General features: G+C 43.5%; 17 protein-coding genes. 5 read left to right on the top strand and 12 right to left on the bottom strand.

Going from position 1 to position 22937, the window contains the following annotated elements:
- Positions 1-17 precede the first annotated feature (17 nt).
- Positions 18-917, bottom strand: coding sequence for an EamA family transporter (locus ABR189_RS02925; RefSeq protein WP_354658945.1), 900 nt, complete (start codon positions 915-917; stop codon positions 18-20).
- 412 nt (positions 918-1329) lie between these two features.
- Between ABR189_RS02925 and ABR189_RS02920 the strand changes: the two genes are divergently transcribed.
- The 4 genes from ABR189_RS02920 to ABR189_RS02905 all read left to right on the top strand — a co-directional run bounded on the left by ABR189_RS02920 (position 1330) and on the right by ABR189_RS02905 (position 5925).
- Positions 1330-2238, top strand: coding sequence for a hypothetical protein (locus ABR189_RS02920; RefSeq protein WP_354658944.1), 909 nt, complete (start codon positions 1330-1332; stop codon positions 2236-2238).
- A complete protein-coding gene (locus ABR189_RS02915) occupies positions 2238-2690 on the top strand; it encodes a hypothetical protein (protein WP_354658943.1) in 453 nt (150 codons plus the stop codon). Before ABR189_RS02920 ends, ABR189_RS02915 begins: the two co-directional genes overlap by 1 nt.
- Before the next feature lie 40 nt (positions 2691-2730).
- Positions 2731-4152 carry a hypothetical protein gene (locus ABR189_RS02910; protein WP_354658942.1) on the top strand — a complete coding sequence of 474 codons (1422 nt, stop codon included), beginning with the start codon at positions 2731-2733 and terminating at the stop codon, positions 4150-4152.
- A 168-nt stretch (positions 4153-4320) separates the two neighbouring features.
- Positions 4321-5925 carry an alpha-amylase family glycosyl hydrolase gene (locus ABR189_RS02905; protein WP_354658941.1) on the top strand — a complete coding sequence of 535 codons (1605 nt, stop codon included), beginning with the start codon at positions 4321-4323 and terminating at the stop codon, positions 5923-5925.
- 80 nt (positions 5926-6005) lie between these two features.
- On the opposite strand, the gene ABR189_RS02900 is transcribed toward ABR189_RS02905, so the two are convergent.
- The 8 genes from ABR189_RS02900 to ABR189_RS02865 form a co-directional block, all read right to left on the bottom strand.
- A complete protein-coding gene (locus ABR189_RS02900) occupies positions 6006-6863 on the bottom strand; it encodes a sugar phosphate isomerase/epimerase family protein (protein WP_354658940.1) in 858 nt (285 codons plus the stop codon).
- Positions 6864-6879: 16 nt separating this feature from the next.
- The gene (locus tag ABR189_RS02895) at positions 6880-7449 is read right to left on the bottom strand and encodes a gluconate 2-dehydrogenase subunit 3 family protein (protein ID WP_354658939.1); all 570 of its coding nucleotides are present in this window, start codon (positions 7447-7449) and stop codon (positions 6880-6882) included.
- A gap of 11 nt (positions 7450-7460) precedes the next feature.
- Positions 7461-9140 carry a GMC oxidoreductase gene (locus ABR189_RS02890; RefSeq protein WP_354658938.1) on the bottom strand — a complete coding sequence of 560 codons (1680 nt, stop codon included), beginning with the start codon at positions 9138-9140 and terminating at the stop codon, positions 7461-7463.
- A gap of 29 nt (positions 9141-9169) precedes the next feature.
- Positions 9170-10564 carry an MFS transporter gene (locus tag ABR189_RS02885; protein ID WP_354658937.1) on the bottom strand — a complete coding sequence of 465 codons (1395 nt, stop codon included), beginning with the start codon at positions 10562-10564 and terminating at the stop codon, positions 9170-9172.
- A 16-nt stretch (positions 10565-10580) separates the two neighbouring features.
- Positions 10581-12908, bottom strand: a complete 2328-nt coding sequence (locus tag ABR189_RS02880; protein ID WP_354658936.1) for a glycoside hydrolase family 65 protein — start codon at positions 12906-12908, stop codon at positions 10581-10583.
- Between the two features lie 13 nt (positions 12909-12921).
- Positions 12922-14508 carry a RagB/SusD family nutrient uptake outer membrane protein gene (locus ABR189_RS02875; RefSeq protein WP_354658935.1) on the bottom strand — a complete coding sequence of 529 codons (1587 nt, stop codon included), beginning with the start codon at positions 14506-14508 and terminating at the stop codon, positions 12922-12924.
- A gap of 19 nt (positions 14509-14527) precedes the next feature.
- Positions 14528-17545 carry a SusC/RagA family TonB-linked outer membrane protein gene (locus ABR189_RS02870; RefSeq protein ID WP_354658934.1) on the bottom strand — a complete coding sequence of 1006 codons (3018 nt, stop codon included), beginning with the start codon at positions 17543-17545 and terminating at the stop codon, positions 14528-14530.
- A gap of 225 nt (positions 17546-17770) precedes the next feature.
- A complete protein-coding gene (locus ABR189_RS02865) occupies positions 17771-18595 on the bottom strand; it encodes a phytanoyl-CoA dioxygenase family protein (protein WP_354658933.1) in 825 nt (274 codons plus the stop codon).
- A 202-nt stretch (positions 18596-18797) separates the two neighbouring features.
- On the opposite strand from ABR189_RS02865, the gene ABR189_RS02860 reads away from it, so the two are divergent.
- On the top strand, positions 18798-19670 hold the full coding sequence (locus tag ABR189_RS02860) for an AraC family transcriptional regulator (protein ID WP_354658932.1): 873 nt from the start codon (positions 18798-18800) through the stop codon (positions 19668-19670).
- A 17-nt stretch (positions 19671-19687) separates the two neighbouring features.
- On the opposite strand, the gene ABR189_RS02855 is transcribed toward ABR189_RS02860, so the two are convergent.
- The 3 genes from ABR189_RS02855 to ABR189_RS02845 all read right to left on the bottom strand — a co-directional run bounded on the left by ABR189_RS02855 (position 19688) and on the right by ABR189_RS02845 (position 22843).
- Positions 19688-20488, bottom strand: a complete 801-nt coding sequence (locus ABR189_RS02855; protein ID WP_354658931.1) for an alpha/beta hydrolase — start codon at positions 20486-20488, stop codon at positions 19688-19690.
- 77 nt (positions 20489-20565) lie between these two features.
- Positions 20566-21681 carry a zinc-binding dehydrogenase gene (locus ABR189_RS02850; protein ID WP_354658930.1) on the bottom strand — a complete coding sequence of 372 codons (1116 nt, stop codon included), beginning with the start codon at positions 21679-21681 and terminating at the stop codon, positions 20566-20568.
- A 31-nt stretch (positions 21682-21712) separates the two neighbouring features.
- Positions 21713-22843 (bottom strand): alpha/beta hydrolase, encoded by a 1131-nt coding sequence (locus ABR189_RS02845; RefSeq protein WP_354658929.1) that lies wholly within the window; start codon positions 22841-22843, stop codon positions 21713-21715.
- Positions 22844-22937 lie beyond the last annotated feature (94 nt).

The following is a 22937-nucleotide window of genomic DNA, read 5'->3' as shown; positions in this document are numbered from 1 at the left end:
AAATAGGTATTCTGCCATCATCCCCTTTTCAAATATTTCATCTTCTGTACATTTAATAATACGATAGCTAAAAGCATGACTACAATCCCCAGCCACTGTACTACTCCCACTTCTTCACTCAGTACAAAATGTGAGCAGATCACAGCCACTGGCAATTCTGCCGTCATCAGGATAGCACTTACCCCCACACCTGCTTTAGGAATTCCTCTGGCAAACAATACTGGAGGGATTACAGTACCAAATATGGCCAGGAACACCGCCCATTTTATTAGGCTCACATCAGTATGTGTGCTGGTGGCCAGACTGCTGGCATTTACCACAAAAATACCTATGGAAGAGCCCATCATCATCACGGCACTCTTTTTTAAAGGGGACACCTGGCTACTCAAACGGCTATTGGCTACTATATAAACAGCGTAGAGCAGCGCAGCTCCCAGCGCATATAATATTCCCGTAGTGGAAAGATTCCCTGCCCGGGTATTTAGCCATCCCCCCGCCATGAGTGTGCCACTCAAGATCACAACAGTTACAACTAACTGGCTGGCTACAGGCTTTTTATTAAAAAAACACCACTCCAGCAACATACTGATCCAGGTAAACTGCATCAGTATTACGATAGCTACGGAGGCCGGGATATAATGAACAGCTACATAGTACACATAAGTTGTCCATCCTATAGCTGCCCCGGTGAGCAGCAACGGCCACCAAGGGATAGCTATTATCTGATCCGCAGCCATGCCGGACCTACGGCGTTCCTGTATAAAAACCAAGAGCCATAATATGCCCATGCCAATAAAAGCCTGGGAAAATGAGATCTCCGCAGGGGTATACCCTTCGCGGTAAGCTAATTTCACAAAAGTGGACAGTATACCGAAACTACATGCTCCGGTAAATACCATCAATATATATTTATTCATTGTTTCCGGTTGTTAGTATAAATAATGCAACAATGGTCAGGTAAATAACCTGCCAACAATTTGGTGCAAACGAAAACAACCGGATCTGATTGACCTGAGCAGGAACACGGGATTACGCCCCTGTTTACAAGGGCTTATTATCTGCAGCTGGAAATTGCCGGTTATTTTGTCTGCAAAACAACTGGCGGAGGAGTATTAGAGAAAAAACGAAAGTTCATGTCTGTATTTACTTGACCTGCAAGATATAAAAAAAGAGCAACATACTTAAATGAGAGAATAATTAGTATTATTGTTACTTGTTTTACCCATAGCCCGTATGCCCATCGAGATAAAATCAAACGCTTATACGAGAAACCTGTTAGTGATACTAATACTTATCCTCTGTTTTGCAGGGAATATATTATATCATTTCATGTTTAGAAATGCGATCACCCAACCAGCGTTGCCTGCTAAATATGCTGCTTACAAATCATTAGATGAACCTATAGCATCGGCTAACTATGAAATAAAACGCCTGTTTCCTCATAATATCGACAATGTTACCTTTGCCCCTCCCCACTATTACCCAAAGGAGCAAATTACCATGGTTTATTCCACCACAGATGAAAACCAGCCAGCTCATATCAACACCTATTACAGGTTTGATACTTCAGGTCATCTTATTGATTCTATGGCTTCATCAAATGAATATCTACAGTTAAGCAACGGCTACCTCATTCACCCACATTATTATTATTCCTGGATATTAAATGGCGATACAGCCAGGCAATCCTACATCCCCATTAACAATGATCTTAAATTAGATAGCCTTACGCTACAAAGCCGGTTCTATCAACTTACTGAAACAGCCAGCCAGGTACATTTTGTGAGATACAGCCGCTTATGGGAGCATAACAGCGACGCCTACCAGCATAAAACAGATGAGGTTTTATTCCTTAAAAACAATAAGTGGTATGCGTTGTTTGGCAAGGACCTGTATCGCTATAAAACGGATGAATTGCCCGAAACTAACCTGCTGCCCAATATGGTACCACCAGATACCGGGTTTGATAAATCAGGCCAGACTATTTACCTGGATAAATTCTATAAACAATACCAGCTGGGCAGCCCTGACTCCTGGTTTGGAACCGGCTATATAAACCTTATCATAAAAACAGATACCCTCAGGATAAAAGGGAATGTGCTAATGATGGGTGATAATTTAAAAGGCACCAAACGTTATAACAATCAACTGAATTATTATACAAACAGTCAGCTTCAATTTGGCATATTGACAGATAGCCTGAGAAAATATTACGTTGTTCAACCTAAAATAAAGTAATGCGTCCTTTATCATTTAAAAAAGCGGCTTTCATCGGGTTTATAACAACCATCGTATACCTATTCACCATTTTCTCGCGGAAAGATATGGGTGGTTATGGCGGCATGTTTATGCTTAGCTTCCTCCCTTTGGTATTTTTGGTGGCTATCCTGTTATGCTATCTTGTAACCTACCTGGAACGAAAGGCCTGGATAGTACCGCATGTACTATTCCGTTTTCTCACTACTTTTCTGCTGCTTTCCTTAATAGCATGGCTCTCCGTTTCTCAGTTTTATATAGAAGATTATCAGGGCTACTCATTCAACATATTTATGAAAGGCGTGTATGAATTTTCAATAGACTTTATGCTGCCTATAGGCATTGCCACTGCATTGATCAGTATATTATTATCCGTTGATATTGCGGGTAATAAAAAAGTGAGGGAAGAAAGTGAGTCGATGGTTAAACAATAAATTACACCTTAATTAATATACCCTATATATACTTCAACTTATGAAAAAAATTGTTGCAATCCAGCTCTTTTTATTATCCTTTGTGCTGATAGTTAATGGTCAGGACTATATTAACAACCAGAATGCAACAGCACAGGCAGCTGTTTTCAGAATTAATAATACGGGGCTAGCCAACCTGCTTGGCACCACTGCAGGTACAGGAGCCGGCAATACCGCTCATACACTTTATTATGGTGGGAGTACCGCACCTGCTACACCTTCCAATGCTAACAGACGATGGGCAACCGGCCTGACAGGCGCAGAAACCGGAACCGGCAATACCGGAAGTAATTTTTTTATTGGACGGTATGATGATGCAGGAACGCTTAATAGTTTGCCGTTCACCATTAACAGATCTACCGGATTAGTGAATATGGGCAATGGGTTCAGAGGGGCAAACCTATCTGGCATAACCGGGACAGGCACAGGTGTTACGAACCAAGCTTACCTGGGCTTCTATGAATCTGATGGAACCACCAGGATAGGGTATATAGGAAAATCCAACACTGGTGACAGTGACCTATATATGACATCTGCAAATGGCAGCACGCATTTAATGGCGGGTACTACTACCCGTTTATCACTTTCTGCCAGTGCCCTGGAAAGTAATACAGGTTTATTCAACCTGAGTAACAGCACTTCCAACCTGATCTCTTTCAACGCAACTGCTGGTATCGGCGCACCGGCTTTCACAACAAGAAGTGTTGGTACAAAAATCAGTTTATATTCCGCTGTTTCAGCAACCAGTGTTGATTTTGGAATGGGGATGGAGAATGGCGCCATTTGGCATAGTGTACCCAGCAACTCTATTACGCAAAGCTTTAAATGGTATGGAGGCATTACGCAGGTAGCCAAATTAGATGGCATGGGTAATCTGGAGCTTGCCGCTCAGGGTAGGTTTAAGGGCTGGGCAACCGGAGCCGGCACTACTGCAACCGGCCCTGCTGCAGAACTGGGTGTATCCGGGGGCAATGCCCATGTTATGGGATATAACAGAACCACCAATACATTTATACCTCTCATACTCAGTGGCGGAACTGCTGCGAATAATCAAACAGCTGTTACTATCAATGAAAAAGGAGTTGGTATCGGTACCGCAAATCCGCAATCTAAACTGTCTGTAAAAGGTGAAATCCTGGCACAAAAAGTAAGGGTAACAATGGATGCAGCTTCATGGCCTGATTATGTATTTGCTCAAAACTATCAACTCCCGCAACTATCGGATATTGAAGCATACATCAAGGACCATCAGCATCTCCCCAATATCCCTTCCGCACAGGAAATCGAAAAAAACGGGCTAGATCTTGGAGAAATGAATAAAAAGTTATTACAGAAAATTGAAGAGCTGACATTACATTTAATTCAGCAGCAAAAAGAGATAACAGCTTTAAAAGAATGGAAAGAAAAAGCAACTACCAAATAGCGTTACCAGCAATTGGGGCTATTTCGCTAATTCCCATCCTTTAGCTAATATACCCCACTTTAAAGCCAATTTCTTCATGCTGCCCCTCGGGTGGTTAGCGTATTTTGGGCTAAATTAAAGGTGTGTACCCTATTAAAATAGGGTACACTTATATTTTAAATCCCGTTTATGATAAAAAGAACCACCCAACTGGCCATATGTGCAGTATCGTTTATACTCGCCTTTAATGCCTGTAAAACAACATCCGCACCGGAAAAGAAACATGATAGCGAAGTGATTTATCATGTTTTTCAGCGTAGTTTTTATGACAGCAACGGCGACCAGCATGGCGACCTGAATGGTTTGCGCGAAAAACTGGATTACCTGCAGGAACTTGGCGTTACGTCTATATTGATGGTACCGTTATACGAATCCGTTTATTACCACAATTACTTTGCCAGTGACTTTAAAAAAATAGATCCCCGCTATGGCACTATGGAAGATTATCTTAACCTGGTAAAAGATATCCATAAACGTGGCATGAAGATCTATATGGATATGGAAACCCAGTATGTCACGGAAGATCATTTATGGTACAAGGACTCTTACAATAACCCATCATCCAAATACAGCAATTACATTTTGTACCAGGATTCTGCACAAACCAAGCCTTCTACGATTGTGATGGAGCTAACGGGACTAAAAGGATATGATGGCGTAACCCGCCGTATCACTACCGTGAACCTGCGCAACAAAGAAGTGCTTGAATACAATTACGATCTTTTTAAATACTGGGTAGATCCTAACGGCGACGGTAAATTTGACGATGGTGTAGATGGCTTCCGTTCTGATCACATGATGGATCACCTGGATAACAAACCACAATTAACAGACCTGTTTAAAGAGTTCTGGACGCCATTGATCACGCGCCTGAAACAGGTAAACCCGGATCTTAACATTGTAGCAGAACAGGCTAGCTGGGGTGCTTATGGCATTGATTATTTAACAGACGGTGGTGTGGACAGGGTGTTTGGATTTCGCCTGGCATTTGCCATACGCAATTTCAATAAGCAGGAGATTAACAACATGGCTGATACGATCTTCGGTCTTACTCCTGAAAATAAACAGCAGGTAATATTTATTGAAAATCATGACATGCCCAGGTTTGCCCAGGTGGTTAAAAACAATGTAGCAAAAGAAAAGGTGGGTGCTGCATTAAATCTCCTGATAGGTGGCGTGCCTGCTATTTACTATGGTCAGGAAATAGGCATGACAGGAGGCGCTAAACCTGGTGAATATGGCATGACTGATGCTAATGAAATTCCGGTACGTGAAGCGTTTGAATGGTATAAAGCGGATAGCGGCAAAGGAATGGCCCTATGGTATAAAGATAGTGGCCCCTGGTGGGATACCAGGAACATGAAAGCCAATGATGGCATTTCCCTGGAAGAACAAAAAGACGATCCTAACTCTTTATGGAATTACTACAAAACATTAATCCATTTAAGGAATACCCATGTGGCACTTGGGCTGGGTAAATATCAGACCCTGAAAAATGATAATGACCAGGTAGTATCCTTTCTCCGTTATAAAGACAACCATGCGGCAGTAGTAGCAGTGAATCTATCAGATAGTGCACAGCATGCCACTCTCCATACAACGGATGCCAAAGTAAGGGTTACGGGGAAAAACATATTTAGCATTCATGGCAATGCTGCCCTGCAGGCAGATACAGATGAAGTGATCATTGACTTGCCAGCAAATGGTGTGGCAGTATTTGAAGTGAAGTTATAAAAACAAACGAGGGTGTATCAAAAGTTGATACACCCTCGTTTTATGTAAGTACCTGATGAAGGTTCAAATTTCGCAACACCTTATTTCAACAGCGCCTGCTTTAAATAAACCGCACTTTGTGCAATGCTTTGATAAGGATCTATTTTAAAGTTCTCCTGCTCTACAAAAGCATAATCCAGTCCCGCCAGTTTTGCATTTGCAAAGATCTTTCTGAAGTTGATGCTTCCAGTACCTATTTCCGTATTTAATTTAGGATTTGCTTTGTCCATATCCTTTACATGCCAAAGCGCAAAGCGCCCCGGGTGTTTTTTAAACAAGGTAACAGGATCTGTCCCTCCCCTAACTATCCAGTAAATATCCATTTCCATTTTCACCAACTTAGGATCTGTTTCTTTTAAGAGAATATCATAACCGGTTTGTCCGCCAAAATCTTTGAACTCAAAATCATGGTTATGATAAGCCATTTGAATACCCGCCTTTTTCGTCAGCTCTCCTGCCTCATTCAGTCTTTGTGCCACCCATTTGTAATCATCGGCCGTTGTCCGCCATTCTTCAAACAGCCAGGGCATCACCAGATATCGCTGTCCAACAATAGTAGCCGCTTCTATAAAATGTTTCAGGTCTTCAAAGTTTCCTTTCAGGTCTATTCCGTATAGTCCACTGGGAGAAGTAAGCCCATTGGCCACCAGCACCTGTTTAAAGGAAGGCGCATCCAGCCCCCAGAATTTACCTGCATCCGTATAGCCGGAGGTTTCTACCAGTTGGTATCCCGCTGCGGCCACACGCTGCAGGCCGCCTTTCACATCCTTGCCCAGATCCCCTAAAGTATATAACTGGATCCCTGCTTGTTTGTGTTGTGGAAAAGCCATTGCAGGAAACGCTATCAGACCGGCCCCCCATATACCTGCCTGCTGTAAAAAAGTGCGTCTGTTTATCATCTCTGTCATTTTACAATTAGCTTAATGCCCATGCCCCTTCTCCCTTTTTGTAGGGAATACAGGGTTCAAACTTTCCTGGCACGGCTACATAGCGCAATGCCTTGGTGCTACCAGCTTCCGAAGTAAAATATCCCAGCAGTGTTAATTCTTTGTACATCCTGAAATAATGCCCCGGATCTTCCGGCTTTTTCTCACTGGTATATTTTTTTTGTTCGGCATCCAGTGTGATCAGAAAAGCAGTACGTTCTTGCGGTGAGCAATCCATAAATTGTTTCCCCTGCTGTTTGTGGCAGGCCTCATCCAGCTTTTTCAGCCCGGCAATAAATACTTCCTGATCTTTAGGCTCATAACAATCTGTGACCATATTGTTCATAAAAGGAGCGACATCTGCTTCCTTTGCACCTGGTGTGGCTGTAGCAGGCAAGATGATTTCAGCTATTTCATTCAAAAATGCCAGCTGGTCCTTATCCAGTAACCCTGGTCCTTTAGGAGCGGAGGATTTACAGCCCGACAGAAAAGCATTTGCTCCGATCACGGCTCCTCCTAATAATACAGCTACCCTTATTATGGCTTCTCTTCTATCCATTGTATTTTATTTTACAGGTCGCCTTTTTTCAGTGCCTTCACTGCATAATCAGCAGCTCTGGCTGTAAGCGCCATATAGGTCAGGGAAGGGTTCTGGCAAGCCGAAGAAGTCATCGCAGCACCATCTGTAACAAATACATTTTTAGCATCCCATACCTGGTTCCATTCATTCAGCACCGACGTTTTAGGATCCCTCCCCATGCGGGCAGTCCCCATTTCATGTATAGCAGATCCGAAATTATACCCCGGCTCAAAAGAAGCCACGTCTTTCAGCTTTGCCACCTCCAGCATTTCTACGGCATCATTCACCATATCCTTGCGCATCTTTTGTTCATTTTCTTTTATCTCCGCATCTATTGCCAATACCGGCAATCCCCATTTATCCTTTTTATTCTTATCGAGGAATGTCCTGTTATCATGATAGGGCAATGTTTCTCCAAAAGCCGCCATTCCAAACACCCATTTTCCTGGTTCCACCAGCGCATCCTTAAAAGCCCCGCCAATATTCATCTCTGCAATTTCGCGGCTCCACCCTTCCCGGCTGGCCATGCCCTGATAGCCAAAGCCCCGCAGGTAATCGCGGCGCTCTCCGCCTATATTGCGGTATCGTGGTATATAAATACCATTGGGGCGGCGACCGAAATAATATTTATCATCATAACCTTCTATTACCCCATATGCACCGGCACGATAATGATGGTCCATCAGATTATGCCCCAATTCCCCATTGCTGCTACCCAATCCTTCCGGCCATATATCCGTGGCAGAGTTCATCAATACCCATGCGCTATTTAACGTTGAGGCACATACAAACACCACCTTAGCATAGTATTCATAAGTTTGATTTGTCACCGCATCAATGATCTCTACCCCTGTTGCCTTCCTGGTATCTTTATCATACAGGATACGTGTCACAATAGCATTGGGGCGTAGCGTTAAATTACCTGTTGCCGTGGCAGCAGGTAATGTACTGGATTGTGTACTGAAATAACCTCCAAAGGGGCATCCCAAAGCGCATTTATTACGGTATTGGCACCTGGTACGGCCCGGTACTTCTTTTGACAAATTAGCGGTACGGCCGATAATAAAATGCCTGGCGCCTTTATAATAACTGTTGATATGATCTGCTACATGCTGTTCTCCACAATTCATTTCCATGGGTGGCAGGTAATGTCCATCCGGCAACTGCGGGATGCCATCTCTGGCCCCACTGATACCGGCAAATTTCTCTACATGATCATACCAGGGAGCAAGATCCTTATACCGGATTGGCCAATCGACCGCTATCCCTTCCTTTGCATTGGCTTCAAAATCCAGATCACTCAGCCGGTAACTCTGCCGCCCCCACATCAGTGAGCGGCCCCCTACCTGGTAGCCGCGCCACCAGTCAAATCGTTTTATCTCTGTATAAGGACTCTCCTTTTCGTTTACCCAATAGTCCAGATTGGTTTCGTTCAAAAACATATCCCTGCCCAATACAGGATAGTCCTTTCTCATCTGACGCGTAGCTCCTCCATGATGAGGATATTCCCAGGGAGCTTTGGTAGCATTCACATAATCTTTTACATGCACTACATTACGCCCCCGCTCCAGCATAATTGTTTTCAACCCTTTTTCAGTCAGCTCTTTAGCGGCCCATCCTCCACTAATACCTGAGCCGATCACAATTGCATCATATTTATTGTCAGCCATATCAGATCATCCGTTTTCGTTAAAATTGATTATTGCTCATCCAGGCTTATGATTACTTTCCTTTTTTCCCGGATAAACATAACAGACAGTGCGCCTAAAAGCATAAATATTCCTGCCATCACAAGCGCATAAATAGCTTCATTATGGAACACATTTTTGATAAGCAATCCTCCAAAAAAGCCAATCACCATTTGCGGGAGCGTAATAAAAAAGTTAAAGATACCCATGTACACGCCCATCTTTCTGGCAGGGATAGCAGCAGATAAAATCGCATATGGCATAGCCAGTATGCTGCCCCAGGCCATGCCAATGCCTATCATGGAATAAATAAGCGTGTGAGGATCATCTATCAGATAAATAGATAATAGTCCGGCGCCTCCTGCTATCAATGAAATAGCATGCGCCGTTTTTTTACTGGTCCATCTGGCAATAGCCGGCAGGCATAAAGCGTACACTGCCGCTACTGCATTATAGATACTGAACAGTATGCCTACCCAGTTGCCGGCATCTGCATATTTTTCGGATACCGTATCTCCTGGAGCTAATTTGTAAACATGCTCTACCACTGCTGGTGTCATAAAAATCCACATCGCAAATAATCCGAACCAGGAAAAGAACTGTACAATACCCAATTGGGCCATCGTGCGCGGCATTTTCCCGAAATCAGTAAATATGGATAATATGCCTTTTCTTTCCTGCTCCTCCTTTTCTTCCGGATGAAAGGCAGCATGCTCCTGGGGAGTATACTCCCTGGTAGTCACTACTGTCCATATCAGGGTAACCAACATTAAGAAAGCACCGGCATAAAATGAAAAAAGCACGTTGTCTGGTATAGCGCCTTGTGCCGCTGTTTTAGCAACACCAAAGTAGTTGGCCAGCAGATAAGGAAACAAAGAACCGAGGATAGCCCCTGCACTTATCAGAAAGGTTTGTACGGAAAAGCCCTTGCTTAACTGGCTTTCCGGCAAATTGTCCGCAATCAGCGCACGGAAAGGCTCCATCGCAATATTAAAGGAAGCATCCATCAGCATCAGCATACCTGCCCCGATTAACACAGGTGGCAGCAGTGCTGCAAACAAAGAAGAGTTGGGCATCAAAATCAACGAGAGTGCTGCCAGAAATGCCCCAAACAAAAAGAAAGGCCGCCGCCGGCCCATCCGCGTCCAGGTACGGTCACTGTAATACCCAATCAATGGCTGGATGAGCATCCCTGTAATAGGTGCCGCCAGCCAGAAAAGGGGTAACTGCTCCACATCAGCACCAAAGGTTTGCAGAATACGGGAAGCATTTCCTGTTTGCAATGCAAACCCAAACTGAATACCCAGAAATCCCATACTCATATTCCATATGCTGACAGCCGACACCCTTGGCTTTTCAACCTTTGCCTTCCTTTCCGGTGTATTAACCTCCGCTTCTTTCAACATCTGTTTATTCCTGTTTTTAATGAGCAAAGCTCACATCAGTGGCAACCTTTTGCACTGATCCGGCTTTTAAATGATAGGCATTTCCATACACATGAATGCATACCTCTTTGTCGGACCGGTTACTTAACACCACCCCGTTCTTACTGGTTTTTATATTTAGCACCGCCTCCCTGAATAATATATTAAATGAAAATGATTCCCACTTCACCGGCAGAAAAGGGGTAAAATGCAAATCACCATTGCGTACGCGCATTCCACCAAAACCTTCCACTACACTCATCCAGGTACCGGCCATAGAAGTGATGTGCAATCCATCATCCGTATCGTTATTATAGTCATCCAGATCTAACCGGGAAGTGCGCAGGTAAAACCCGTATGCCCTCTGCTCCTCGCCCAGCTTAGCAGCTAATATGGCGTGAATACAGGGCGACAGGGAGCTTTCATGTACGGTACGTGGTTCATAAAAATCGAAATTTCGCCGGATCACATCTTCCGCATACTTCTCTTCAAACAAATAAATTCCCTGCAACACATCCGCCTGCTTGATATAGCAGGACCTCAGTATTCTGTCCCAGCTCCATTGCTGGTTTAACGGCCGGTCTTTCTCCGGCAACGCTTTTACCAGTACCTGCTCCTTATCCATATAGCCATCCTGCTGCAGAAAAACGCCCAGGGTTGCTTCCTCCGGATAATACATCTGTTCAACGATATGTTTCCATTTGGTTGTTTCGGGCACCTCATGGAAACGGAGTTTTTCCGCAAGGGCCACATAAACTTCCGGCCGCTGCTGTTTCAGCCATCCAATTGTTTCAAGCGTATATTCCAGACACCATACTGCCAATGTATTGGTATACCAGTTGTTATTCACATTATTCTCATATTCATTAGGCCCTGTCACCCCCAGCATCACATATTGGTTACGCTGTTCGCTCCAGTTGACCCGCTGGCTCCAGAAACGGGCAATCCCTATTAGTACTTCCAGCCCATATGCCGCCAGGTAATCCTGATCACCTGTATACCGTACATAATTGTAAATAGCAAAAGCTACCGCACCGTTGCGGTGAATTTCTTCAAAAGTGATCTCCCACTCATTATGACATTCTTCCCCATTCATGGTCACCATCGGGAATAAGGCAGCCCCGTTATCAAACCCCAGTTTGGCGGCATTTTCAATGGCTTTTCCCAATTGATGATAACGGTACAGCAAAAGATTCCTGGTTACTTTCGGGGAAGCCGTTGCCAGATAGAAAGGTACACAATATGCTTCGGTATCCCAGTGGGTGGCCCCCCCGTATTTTTCGCCGGTAAATCCTTTAGGGCCGATATTCAGCTGAGGATCTTCTCCTGTATAAGTCTGATAGAGCTGAAAGATGTTAAAACGGATGGCCTGTTGCGCAGTCACATCTCCTTCAATCACAATATCGCTTTCCTTCCATTTCTGTGCCCATGCCCTGGCCTGTTCTTCCAGCATCTGCTCAAACCCTTTCGCTGCCACTTTATTGATACTTGCCTTGGCTACTGCTGTGAGTTCCTCTTTAGGTGTATTGGCCGAAGAGATATTGACCCCATACTTATAAATAGTGATCTCTTCCCCTTTTTTAGCCCACAGGGTGGTTTCCCTTCCAATAAACTTTTCCTTTTCAATAAACCGGGATGCTGTATTGCCCGCCTCACCAGGTTGAACAATATTAACCTGCATCCCGGTACAAACTTCAAAGTTGGTTTTTCGCGTACGCAGTGTTATAAACGCACGATCGTTATCACTTTCGCGGGATACCTCTTCCCAGAATTTCTCACCGTAGTTAGCATCCTGATTGCTTACATCCCCATCAATAAAGGGAGTAATGACCAGGTTGTCTTCAAAGTTTAAAGGTGTGATGCGATACCGTATAGCGCCGGCCACATCATCTACGATACTATAAAAGCGCCGGGCATTTACGCTCACCTGTCTGCCATCTTTCAGCGCTGCAATAAAAGATCTTTCCAGATAACCTTCCTGCATGTTCAATACCCTCCGGAAGGCCGTTACTTTACAGTAATGCAGGTCCAAGGTTGCTGCTCCTATCTTAATATCAATCCCTATCCAATTGGCAGCGTTCAGCACTTTGGCAGCATATTCCGGATAGCCATTCTTCCACCAGCCTACCCGGGTTTTATCTGTATAATATACTCCGGCAACATAATTGCCTTGCAAAGTATTGCCGGAGTAAGTTTCCTCAAAATTGGCACGATGTCCCATACGGCCGTTGCCAAGGCTAAAAACACTCTCTGCGAATTTATTTAAGGTGGGATCGAACCCCTCTTCAATAATCTGCCATTCATCTATCTTAAAACGATCTTTCATACTTGTTTAAGCCTTAATTATAGCCTTCATTTTGTTTCAGGTTAGGATTAGCAATCATATCAGCAGCAGGTAAAGGGAAAAGGGTACGATAGGCTTCCACTCCCTTTCCTTCTTTCACATTACCCTTCCATGGCCATACATAATTGCTGCCGGTATATTTACCGAACCTGATCAGGTCTGTTCTCCGTTGTGCTTCCCACATCAGTTCTCGGCCCCTTTCATCCAGCATAAAATCCAGTGTTAACTGTCCGGCAGTGATATTGCCAGACGTATTGCCATAAGCGCGTTGTCTTAACTTATTGATGTATTCCAAAGCAGTAGCGCTGCTACCACCGGTACCTCCCCTGAGCACTGCTTCCGCATACATTAAATACACATCTCCTAAACGGAACACCGGAAAATCAGTGTCTACAAAAAGTTTATCTGATCCTCCCGCACCGGTGGAGGTGATGTTTCTCCATTTGGTAACCGGGTATCCATCTGCAAAGTTGGCGATACTGTTCATCTCCAGGTTCTGGCCACTGGAATGGAACATAGCACGGCTATCTGTTTGTCCGGTGATATCAGTAAAGAGGTGCACAATATTCTTAGTAGTGCGGAGACCATACCAACCACCATCAATTCCAAAATCCTTCGTTGCATCCATATTGCCACCTACCGCAGCGTGGATCAGAAAAGTAGTGCCGTTATATGTTTTCATCTTCTGCCCGTCATAAGCGATGGTAAAGATGATTTCATTCTTCAGCTTATCATTATCTGCCAGGAAAAGGTTTTGAAACCGGGGTTCCAGCGTATATCCTGCTTCAATAATCTTATTGCAGTAAGTGATCGCATCGGTATAACGGGGTGTACCGGTGTATACCTCTGCATTCAGGTATAATTTTGCCAGCAACATCCAGGCAGCAGCTTTATCCGCACGTGGATATTCATTGGTACGCGGTGCCATCAGATCGGCCTCTATTGCTTTCAATTCACTTTCTACGTAGGCAAACAGCTCTTTCCTGCTGGTTTGTTTAGGAAAGAAAGCTCCCACCGGATCGTTTTCTGTTACAAAAGGTACATTGCCAAACATATCAATAGCATGCCAGTAACTGAATGCGCGTAAAAAGCGCATCTCAGCCCGGTATATTTTGGTAGTGGCAGCATTCTCTCCGCTAATGCCATTCTCACTTAATTTTCCATCTGTAGTCTGACGCAAAAATTCATTGCAATACATCACCTGCAGGAAAATACGGTTGTACATAGCCCCTAAAAGCAGGTTTTGTGAGGTCCAGTCCATCCCATGCATAGGCAACAGGTACTGGTCATTCCAGGCTACCCGCGCTTCATCAGTACTTAACTCCTGCATTTGCCAGAATCCTCTTACATATCCCACATCCACACCGCCAATATCAGCATTACCATCACCGGTTACCTGCCCAGTTAAAGCAAGGCCCCCATAACATTTTGCCAATACATTCTTGTAATTCTTAAAATCCGTAAATACACTTGCCGTAGTTACATCGTAATATGGCTTACGGTCCAGGTCCTTCTGGCAGGATACCGTCAACAGCGCCAATGCAAGCGATAACAAGCCGATATTTATATTGTTAAACTTCATAGTATGCATGCTTTAAAGGTTAGAGACCCAGGTTAATACCTAATGAATAAATACGGGGCCGGGGATAAAAGTTGTTGTCGATCCCTTTATACACCTCCGGATCAAGTCCGGAATAACCCGTTACCACAAATACATTCTGCACATTCGCAGAAAGCGTCAGATCCGTCAGCTTACCTACTTTACCAAAGCTATAAGCCAGGTTGAGATTATCCATCCGCAGGAAGGAAGCTTTCTCTATGTAATAATCTGACACCTGCTGATTATGTAAAAAGCCTGATTTATTGATACTTGAGGAAGCATTCGCCAGGAAGTTGGCAAAAGATAAGGCATCACCATATCCCGTATTAGCTGCAATGCTATTATAGTTGTAAGCGCCCAGGTTAGCACGCATGGTAAAGCCCAGACTCCACTTTTTGTAGTTGAGGTTAGAGCTCATCCCTAACAATACCGTAGGATTTGGTGATTTATGATGATAAAAATCGGTTTCTTCTACCGTACCATTGCCATTCACGTCTTCATAAGCACCTTCAATTGGCTTACCCTTGTCATCATACTTTTGTTTTTTAACATAGTAAGTGAACGGAGGATATCCCACCTTATGATACTGCAGGCTGGTACCGGTAAAGCTGGTAGATCCTGCTGGTGTACCAGGCGATTTCGGATCATCAATACCTGATAAAGTAAGGTTCGTGATCTTGTTATTGTAATGCGTAGCATTAAAGTTCAGATCCCAGTTAAAGTCTTTTGATTGTACCGGGATGAGGTTCAGATTAAATTCTATCCCTTTACTCTCCATATCTCCAACGTTCGTTAAAATGAAGTTGGAAAAGTTGGACCCTGTTGACGTTACCACCCTGCTTATCAGGTCATTGGTTTTCCTGATAAAGTAATCAACACTACCATTAACCCTGCCATTCACAAAACCGAAATCGATACCGGTATTAAACGTAGTGGTTTCTTCCCATTTAATATTCTGATCATAGGCATTAGGACGCAGCAGGTTATAGTAAGTGTTTCCAAAAGGATAAGTAGTAGCATCATCACTTCTGTTATAACCAGCCAGATAAGGATAATCATTATCTGTCACATCCTGTTGCCCGGTTTTACCGTAACCTACTCTCAGTTTCAACTGTGATACTGCTTTGGATGCTTTAATAAAAGGTTCCTGTTTGATATCCCATGCCACAGCACCGGAGGGGAAAACACCCCAGCGGTTTTCCGGAGAGAACCTGGACGAACCATCGGTACGGATTGTTCCTGTTAATACATAACGATCCATAAAGGTATAGTTCAGGCGTCCAAAATATGAGATGAGCGTGTTTTGCGTTTTGGTAGGATTCCTTTTGGGATCATTTCCAAGTCCGCTTACATATTCCACCGCAGGTTCATCTCTTATCCAATCCTGGTAAGAATATCCCGCAGTAGCATCAATACGGCTGCTGATACGGGTAATGTCCTTCACATAGTTAAAATAGAAGTCCATTAATTTGTTTTGTTTGTTTTGCCAGTATTTGGAAGTAGTTCCTTTCAGGGTATATACAGATGCCATGGTAGGCGGCAGTATATCAGTGCCATGGCTTTTGGACACATCATACCCCACATTCAGATTAGCATGTAATTCCGGCAGGAAATGAAACTTATAGTCCAGTTGTACATTACCGATGCTCCTGTTGGCATATCCGGTGTTATTTTCCTGTTCCAGGATACTAAGCGGATTTTTACCTGCCAGTTGTAAAGGCACTCCTTTATCATCTACCCATTCAAAATAGCCTCCCAGATTAGTGTTAGTACCAGACAATGGCTGATCAGGATTATACGCTGCCACATGTACTGGCTGCGTAGGATTAAATGAAGTAGCCGCCCCAACAGCTGCGGTGTTGGCAAAACGGGATTTAGTGAGTGTTCCTTTGAAATTGGCATTTACACTTAAGTGATTATCGAAAAATTTAGGACTTAAGTTCAAAGCACCTGTCACCCTGTCGAAATTGGATGTTTTCAGAATACCATTTTCATTTAAGTAACCTATGGATAACCGGTAAGGTAATCCTTTTATGCCTCCGCTCAGGCTTACCGTATTATCTGTTTTAAAAGCAGCCTGATAGATTTCATTTTGCCAATTGGTATTGGCGGTACCCATTAAGCCCAGCTTCGCTTGCCTGGCAGCAGGATCTGTTTCCGTTTTATCCAGATATTGTGTGAAGGCCGTCCTGTATTCATCTCCTGTTAATACATCCACGATACCTGTTTTATTGGATACGGATTGTATGGAGTTAATGTTCACTTTTAGTTTCCCTCCTGCTGATCCTTTTTTGGTAGTAATGATAATGACCCCGTTCGAAGCCCGGCTACCATAGATAGCTGCAGCAGAAGCATCTTTTAATATGCTGAACGATTCAATATCATTAGGATTGATTACGCTGAGCGGATTACTCACCCCTGCAATGCCCCTGTTATCCACAGGTACCCCATCAATCACAATCAATGGATCATTACTGGAATTCAGGGAGGCACCGCCTCTGATACGGATGGTATTGCCTGCACCTGGAGCGCCGCCACTTGAAATGATCTGTACCCCGGCTACTTTACCGGAAATCAGTTGTTCCGGAGTAGTAAGAGAACCCTTATTAAACTCCTTGGCGGTAACGGTAGCCACAGAGCCTGTCAGGTCTTTCTTGCGTTGGGTACCATAGCCTATTACTACTACCTCGCCTAAAGCGGTAGTTTCTGTTTTCAGGCTAAAGTTGATGGCAACGTTCCCGGTACTTACATTAATAGAAGTTTGTTGTGTAACGTATCCAACAAACTGAGCTCTTACGGTATAGGTGCCCGGAGCAATCCCGGTGATCTTAAAGTCACCGTTGCCATCTGTAGTGGTGCCCTGTGAAGTGCCTTCCAGCATAATCGTAACGCCTGGGAGTGCCTGTTTATCTTCATCAGTAGCCCTTCCGCTAATGCTCCCGCTTTGTGCAAATCCCATCAACGCCGAAAGCATTATCAAACATAGAAGTCCATACTTCCTGTGGTAATTTTTTTTCATAACGTGCTTATTAAATTTAATTGTAGCGTATAGCTGGTGATCTGTTTTAACAGCTTAACATTTTATCATCAGTTAGTATGTTGGTTTATAATAGCGCCGGCCACTCATGCGCACCGGCGCTATTTTCAAATCTTTATTGATTGAATCAATTGTTATCGGGAGGGAACTTTGGCTGATGGATGATTGGTTGGTTGCTGTCTTATTGAGTTGGTTTAAAATACCTGATTATAAAATAGCTGGATTTAATGCGGAATCTGCCGGCCCGCCAACAGGTTTCCCCATTAACCATTTCTGATGGTCAGCTTCCTGCCATTTATGCTTAGGCGCACTGATGGTAGCTCCGTCTGCAAAATAAATGATGGTCATTACTTCCCGCATCTTATCAGATTTATTAGCAGGTGCATTGTGTATTGTAAACCCATGGTGCCAGGTGGCATCTCCAGCTTTCATGGAAGATGGCCTGGAAATAGCAAAACCATTTTCTTTTACATAGTTATCAAATGCGTCTTCAGATTCATCAGAAATAACATGATCAAATATATTCCCTTTTGATTGTGATCCGGAAGCAAAAGTGAGCATTCCCATGTCCAGATCAGGAATATCTACCAATGGCATCCACATTGTGATGGTTTTATTGGTATCCAGTGGCCAGTAATTCTGATCCTGGTGCCAGGGAGTAGGCCCGCCACCCGGTTCTTTAAACAATGCCTGATCATGATACAACCTCACATTTTCCACTCCCAGTAAATCAGCGGCTATTTTTGCAAACCGTTTGGCCAGTACAAACTTTTTCACCCGCTCATCATCCTGCCACAGGTTCATGATCTGCAAAAATGCTTTGCCATAAGTATCACGATCGGCCAGCTTTCTTTTTTCACTATTAAACTTCTCTGCAGCCTCTACAATTACTTTCCGGTAAGCTGCTACTTCATCTGCATTAAGTATGCCAGGAATCAGAATATGTCCTGACTCCGCAAACTGTGCTTTCTGTGTATCCGAAATCGCTTTAAAATCATTCAGATCCGGTAACGTGGTGATATTCGTATCCATTATATTTTAGTTTTATTCAAATGTAAATGCCTTAAAAAGGATGGAAAATCAAAAAAGTGGAATTAAAATGTATTAATTATTACTGCTTCGCTCTGATCAAAAATACTACTCCTTTAAATGTTACAGATTGCATAAATTGTACTAAACATGGGGTATATTGTCAAATTTGAAATAAAAACGATAAATTTATATTAAAAAAAGTATGTTGAAGGCATCATGTGAAGTTCTGAATCCAACCAGTGGACAATCTTTTTTATTAAGGAAATTTAATGAATCGGCCTTTGATGCGCCGTATCATTTTCATACAGAATATGAACTCACCACTATTCTGAAAGGAAGTGGCAAACGTTTTATTGGTAATCACATGGCAGATTATGAGGCTGGAGATCTTATACTATTAGGGCCTAAACTGCCTCATTGCTGGAAACTTAATCCGGATACCAGCACCAAACAGGTGGGTAGTGCTATTGTGGTCCAGTTTACCAGCGACTTTATGGGTGAAGATTTTTTTAACAAAATTGAATTCGTTAATATTAAAAATTTACTACAAAATAGCAGCTGCGGAATAAGCTTCAGTCCTGCTACCCAACAAGTAGTGCAACAACAACTGCTGAAGCTGGCAGAAGAGCCCAATAATTTCAGGATCTTTCTTGGCCTGATGGATATTTTGCAAAATCTTGCTGTAGCCACGGATTATGTTTTGCTGGACAAACAAAATACCATTGCTGAACGATCGGCAAGCGAACAGGAAAGAATTAATGCTGTATACGCCTACCTGGTAGAAAATTTCAGAGAACAGGTATCCCTCGAAAAAGCCGCTGAAATCGTACATATGACCCCGAATGCTTTCTGTAAGTACTTCAAGAAACTCACCCGTAAAACATTCATGGAAACGGTGATTCATTACCGGCTCAATTACGCCACACAACAGTTAATCCAAACCGACAAATCCATTTCTGAAATATCTTTTGACAGTGGCTTTGGAGATGTTTCCCATTTCTACAAAATGTTCCGTTCCAAGATGCAGCTGAGCCCATTAAACTATCGTAAAAAATTTATTGGCAACATACAATAGTTAAATCAGGCACACCGCTATAACAGCGTATTGAAAAATTGCAGGGTGTGCCTCACGTTCTTTTCCCAGTACGTCCATTCATGTCCTCCCTCAAATTCTTCATACAGGTGGTCAATATTATTTTCATTGAGTGTCTGATGCAGCTGCCGGTTGTAGTCAATCAGTAAATCATCCTTCCCGCAATCAAAACGCAGGGGAGGAAGTTCCTGCCGGTACTTTAACAAGGTACTTATAACGCATTCATCTGTTTGATCCGGCTGTTTGTACCCTGCTACTTCTTCTTCTACAAATAACTTCATTTGATCCAGGGCGGTGATGGAGGAATGCCCGGAAATGCCCTTAAACCGCTGATGATACTTGGCGCCTATATGTAATGCACCCCAACCTCCCATCGATAAGCCGGAGATATAAAAAGGTGATTGAGCAGATAGTTGCGGGAATATTTCTATTAAAACATCCGGTACATCTCTGGCGATCCATTGTTCAAAATCAAACTGGTGATGTGGAAGATAAGCGGAACCATCTCCCCAAAGGCCGTCTGATGGCATAGCCAGTAGCATGGGCTTTATCTCTTGCTTATCGATCATTTCCTTTGCCTGCAGATGTACCCCCGAACAAAATGGCCAACTCCAGGCACTGCCATATACACCATGCAATAAAATACAAACAGGCAGATCTGTTAAATGAGCCGTTCCGGGAGGCACAAATACACAGATGTCGCCCCGCCCTTTCAATGACGGTGTTTTTACGGTGATAAACCGGAGATGCTGTTGCTCAAATGCCGGATTTGATACTTCTACCGTCCTGAATTTTGACATAAATCCAAATAAATAACGACTTTAACAATAGGCCAGCGGGTCATGATTCCCCGGCATTTCTAACTATACTTTTCTTATCAGAAAACGATTACCCCTTTTGCATTTTTCCCTTGCAGCATATCATTAAATGCCTGCTTCAGGTCGGATAGCGCATACCTGCGGGTAATCATTTCTTCCAGCAGGAAGCTGCCATCGTTGTACAATCCAATGATGGCCGGGAAATCAATTTTGGGACGGCATTTTCCATACAGCGGGTTGATATAAACTTTATCCCATTCAAACAGGTTCATATCAAATACAATCTCCTGTTCTATACCACTTACCTGTACAGCAGTTCCTGCATTACGTACCATAGCCAGCGGAGCAGCACCCAACTGGGGAATAGCGGTGCATTCAAAAGCATAATCCGCACCACGTTTGCCTGTCATCTCTTTTACCGTCCTGGCAGCATTTAATAGCCCCTCATCTGCTTTATCAGCTACGATAATGTCTGTGGCTCCGAAAGCCAAAGCCATTTCCAGCCTTTTAGGATTGATGTCAATGGCAATAATCCTGGCAGCACCAGCCACCTTTGCCCCCTGGATCACACTTAGCCCTACCCCTCCGGTACCTAATACCACCACACTACTCCCCTGCTTCACCTTCGCAGCATTTACAACAGAACCGTACCCTGTCATTACACCACAACCAATGATGCTGGCAGCCTCAAACGACAACTTAGGCGATGTATTTAAGATAGCCGCAGCTGCTTTTACCAGTGTATACTCCGCAAGGGTACCCAGATTAAAGGAACGTGGCAGATCCACTCCATTTAAGGTAGTACCTGTTTCATGCGCATGCCCGCCATTGGGACCATGCATACCACCAGTCACGGGCGAATTATTTTCGCAGATATGCTGATTGCCATCTTCACACTGAAAACAATGCCCGCAAGGCATCGCCCAGTTTAGTATTACCGGATCTCCTACCTTCAAATCATGTACTGCACTTCCTGTTTTGGCTACAATACCGGCGCCCTCATGACCAATCACCATAGTTTTGCCCCAACTTAGTGAATCATAATCCGTATGGCATAATCCTGCGGCCTTTATCTGTACCAGTATCTCATCAGGAGCCGGATCTGCTACCTGGATTGTTTCAATAAAAAAATCTCCTTTACCGTTGGTGACTGCTGCTTTACAATTGATAGACATCTCATTCTTTTTAAATAAAATAACCTGCGTACTATTTCCCAAATAGAAAAGTAAGGGGGATAGCCAGCCTTTTGGCCCAGGCATATTCATTGTGCTTATCATCAGGAAAATACAGGTACTTCAGCTGAATCAATTTATTCTGTTCCAGGATTCCTTTCATTTGCTCATTTGCGGGTAAAAAATCCTTATCCAGGTCCAATCCGCCACAATCCAGGTACAGTTTACTGCCATTCAGCCTTTTCGTTGATTTGACTGCTTCTTTTAAAATATTTCCATCATCAAAATAAAATCCACTGGACAAACAAGCTGCTTTAGAAAATACTTCAGGATACAGCCATACCATATAGAAAGAGATAAGCCCTCCCATTGAAGAGCCTATCGCCGCTGTATTGGCTTTGTCTTTTTTAGTACGATAGTGGGTATCTATAAATGGTTTAAGTTCTGTGGCAATAAACTTCACATAATTATTGCCCTCCGGTGTTCCGGAATATTCTACCCAGCGGTCTTTTGTATTGGCAATCCCAACAATGATAAATTCTTCAGTTCTGCCACTTCTCATCAGGCTGTCGGCTACCTCATCCATATGCCATTCTTCTCCTGCACCGTTGGTGTGATCAAAAAGGTTTTGTCCATCATGCGCATATAAAACAGGATATCTTTTTTGCGGGGCCTTAAAATAGGATGGCGGCAACCATACCACTACGTTGCGGGTATTTTTCAACAGCGGACTGCTAAAGTTGTGATGGTATCTTACGGTGCCGGTGATACTGCGTTGATAAATATCATTCCAGCTACTTGGCCTGATCACCACAGTAGTGTCTTTAGTTAGGCGGAAGGAGAAAGCCAATGGTATCTCCCCTTTATTATTGTACAAAGCTTCTGTATAATAAGAGCCGCGCGTTATCTTAAAACTTACATTAGTACCCACGGGAAAGCTGCTTTCCTGTATCCAGGTGGCATCGTTCGCTTTATGCATGCGAACACTGCGTGGATAGATCCAATCTCCCCAGATGGCCTTATCCCCAATCACCAATAACGTATCCGCAAGAGGCGTATTTGCCGGTGGTATTACCTGAATAGTCAGTTTAACGTCCTGCGCAAACGCACCCGTGGTGCAAAAAATGATTCCAAGTAAAAAGGATAAAATAAACCTGTTGGTCATCGTAATTTGTTCTTTTAAGGCCCTTACCTATTATAAGGAGCAGGCTATCATCAAATTAAGACCTAAAATAGGGTAACAACAATGTAGAAATTGG

It is taken from the genome of Chitinophaga sp. H8 (assembly GCF_040567655.1).
GTDB classification, from domain to species: Bacteria; Bacteroidota; Bacteroidia; order Chitinophagales; family Chitinophagaceae; genus Chitinophaga; species Chitinophaga defluvii.
This window is presented reverse-complemented; position numbering and strand designations above follow the sequence as displayed.

Coding starts and splice junctions, on each gene's coding strand:
- ABR189_RS02925 (WP_354658945.1), bottom strand. CDS start 917: ATGAATAAATATATATTGATGGTATTTACCGGAGCATGTAGTTTCGGT.
- ABR189_RS02920 (WP_354658944.1), top strand. CDS start 1,330: ATGTTTAGAAATGCGATCACCCAACCAGCGTTGCCTGCTAAATATGCT.
- ABR189_RS02915 (WP_354658943.1), top strand. CDS start 2,238: ATGCGTCCTTTATCATTTAAAAAAGCGGCTTTCATCGGGTTTATAACA.
- ABR189_RS02910 (WP_354658942.1), top strand. CDS start 2,731: ATGAAAAAAATTGTTGCAATCCAGCTCTTTTTATTATCCTTTGTGCTG.
- ABR189_RS02905 (WP_354658941.1), top strand. CDS start 4,321: ATGATAAAAAGAACCACCCAACTGGCCATATGTGCAGTATCGTTTATA.
- ABR189_RS02900 (WP_354658940.1), bottom strand. CDS start 6,863: ATGATAAACAGACGCACTTTTTTACAGCAGGCAGGTATATGGGGGGCC.
- ABR189_RS02895 (WP_354658939.1), bottom strand. CDS start 7,449: ATGGATAGAAGAGAAGCCATAATAAGGGTAGCTGTATTATTAGGAGGA.
- ABR189_RS02890 (WP_354658938.1), bottom strand. CDS start 9,140: ATGGCTGACAATAAATATGATGCAATTGTGATCGGCTCAGGTATTAGT.
- ABR189_RS02885 (WP_354658937.1), bottom strand. CDS start 10,564: ATGTTGAAAGAAGCGGAGGTTAATACACCGGAAAGGAAGGCAAAGGTT.
- ABR189_RS02880 (WP_354658936.1), bottom strand. CDS start 12,908: ATGAAAGATCGTTTTAAGATAGATGAATGGCAGATTATTGAAGAGGGG.
- ABR189_RS02875 (WP_354658935.1), bottom strand. CDS start 14,508: ATGAAGTTTAACAATATAAATATCGGCTTGTTATCGCTTGCATTGGCG.
- ABR189_RS02870 (WP_354658934.1), bottom strand. CDS start 17,545: ATGAAAAAAAATTACCACAGGAAGTATGGACTTCTATGTTTGATAATG.
- ABR189_RS02865 (WP_354658933.1), bottom strand. CDS start 18,595: ATGGATACGAATATCACCACGTTACCGGATCTGAATGATTTTAAAGCG.
- ABR189_RS02860 (WP_354658932.1), top strand. CDS start 18,798: ATGTTGAAGGCATCATGTGAAGTTCTGAATCCAACCAGTGGACAATCT.
- ABR189_RS02855 (WP_354658931.1), bottom strand. CDS start 20,488: ATGTCAAAATTCAGGACGGTAGAAGTATCAAATCCGGCATTTGAGCAA.
- ABR189_RS02850 (WP_354658930.1), bottom strand. CDS start 21,681: ATGTCTATCAATTGTAAAGCAGCAGTCACCAACGGTAAAGGAGATTTT.
- ABR189_RS02845 (WP_354658929.1), bottom strand. CDS start 22,843: ATGACCAACAGGTTTATTTTATCCTTTTTACTTGGAATCATTTTTTGC.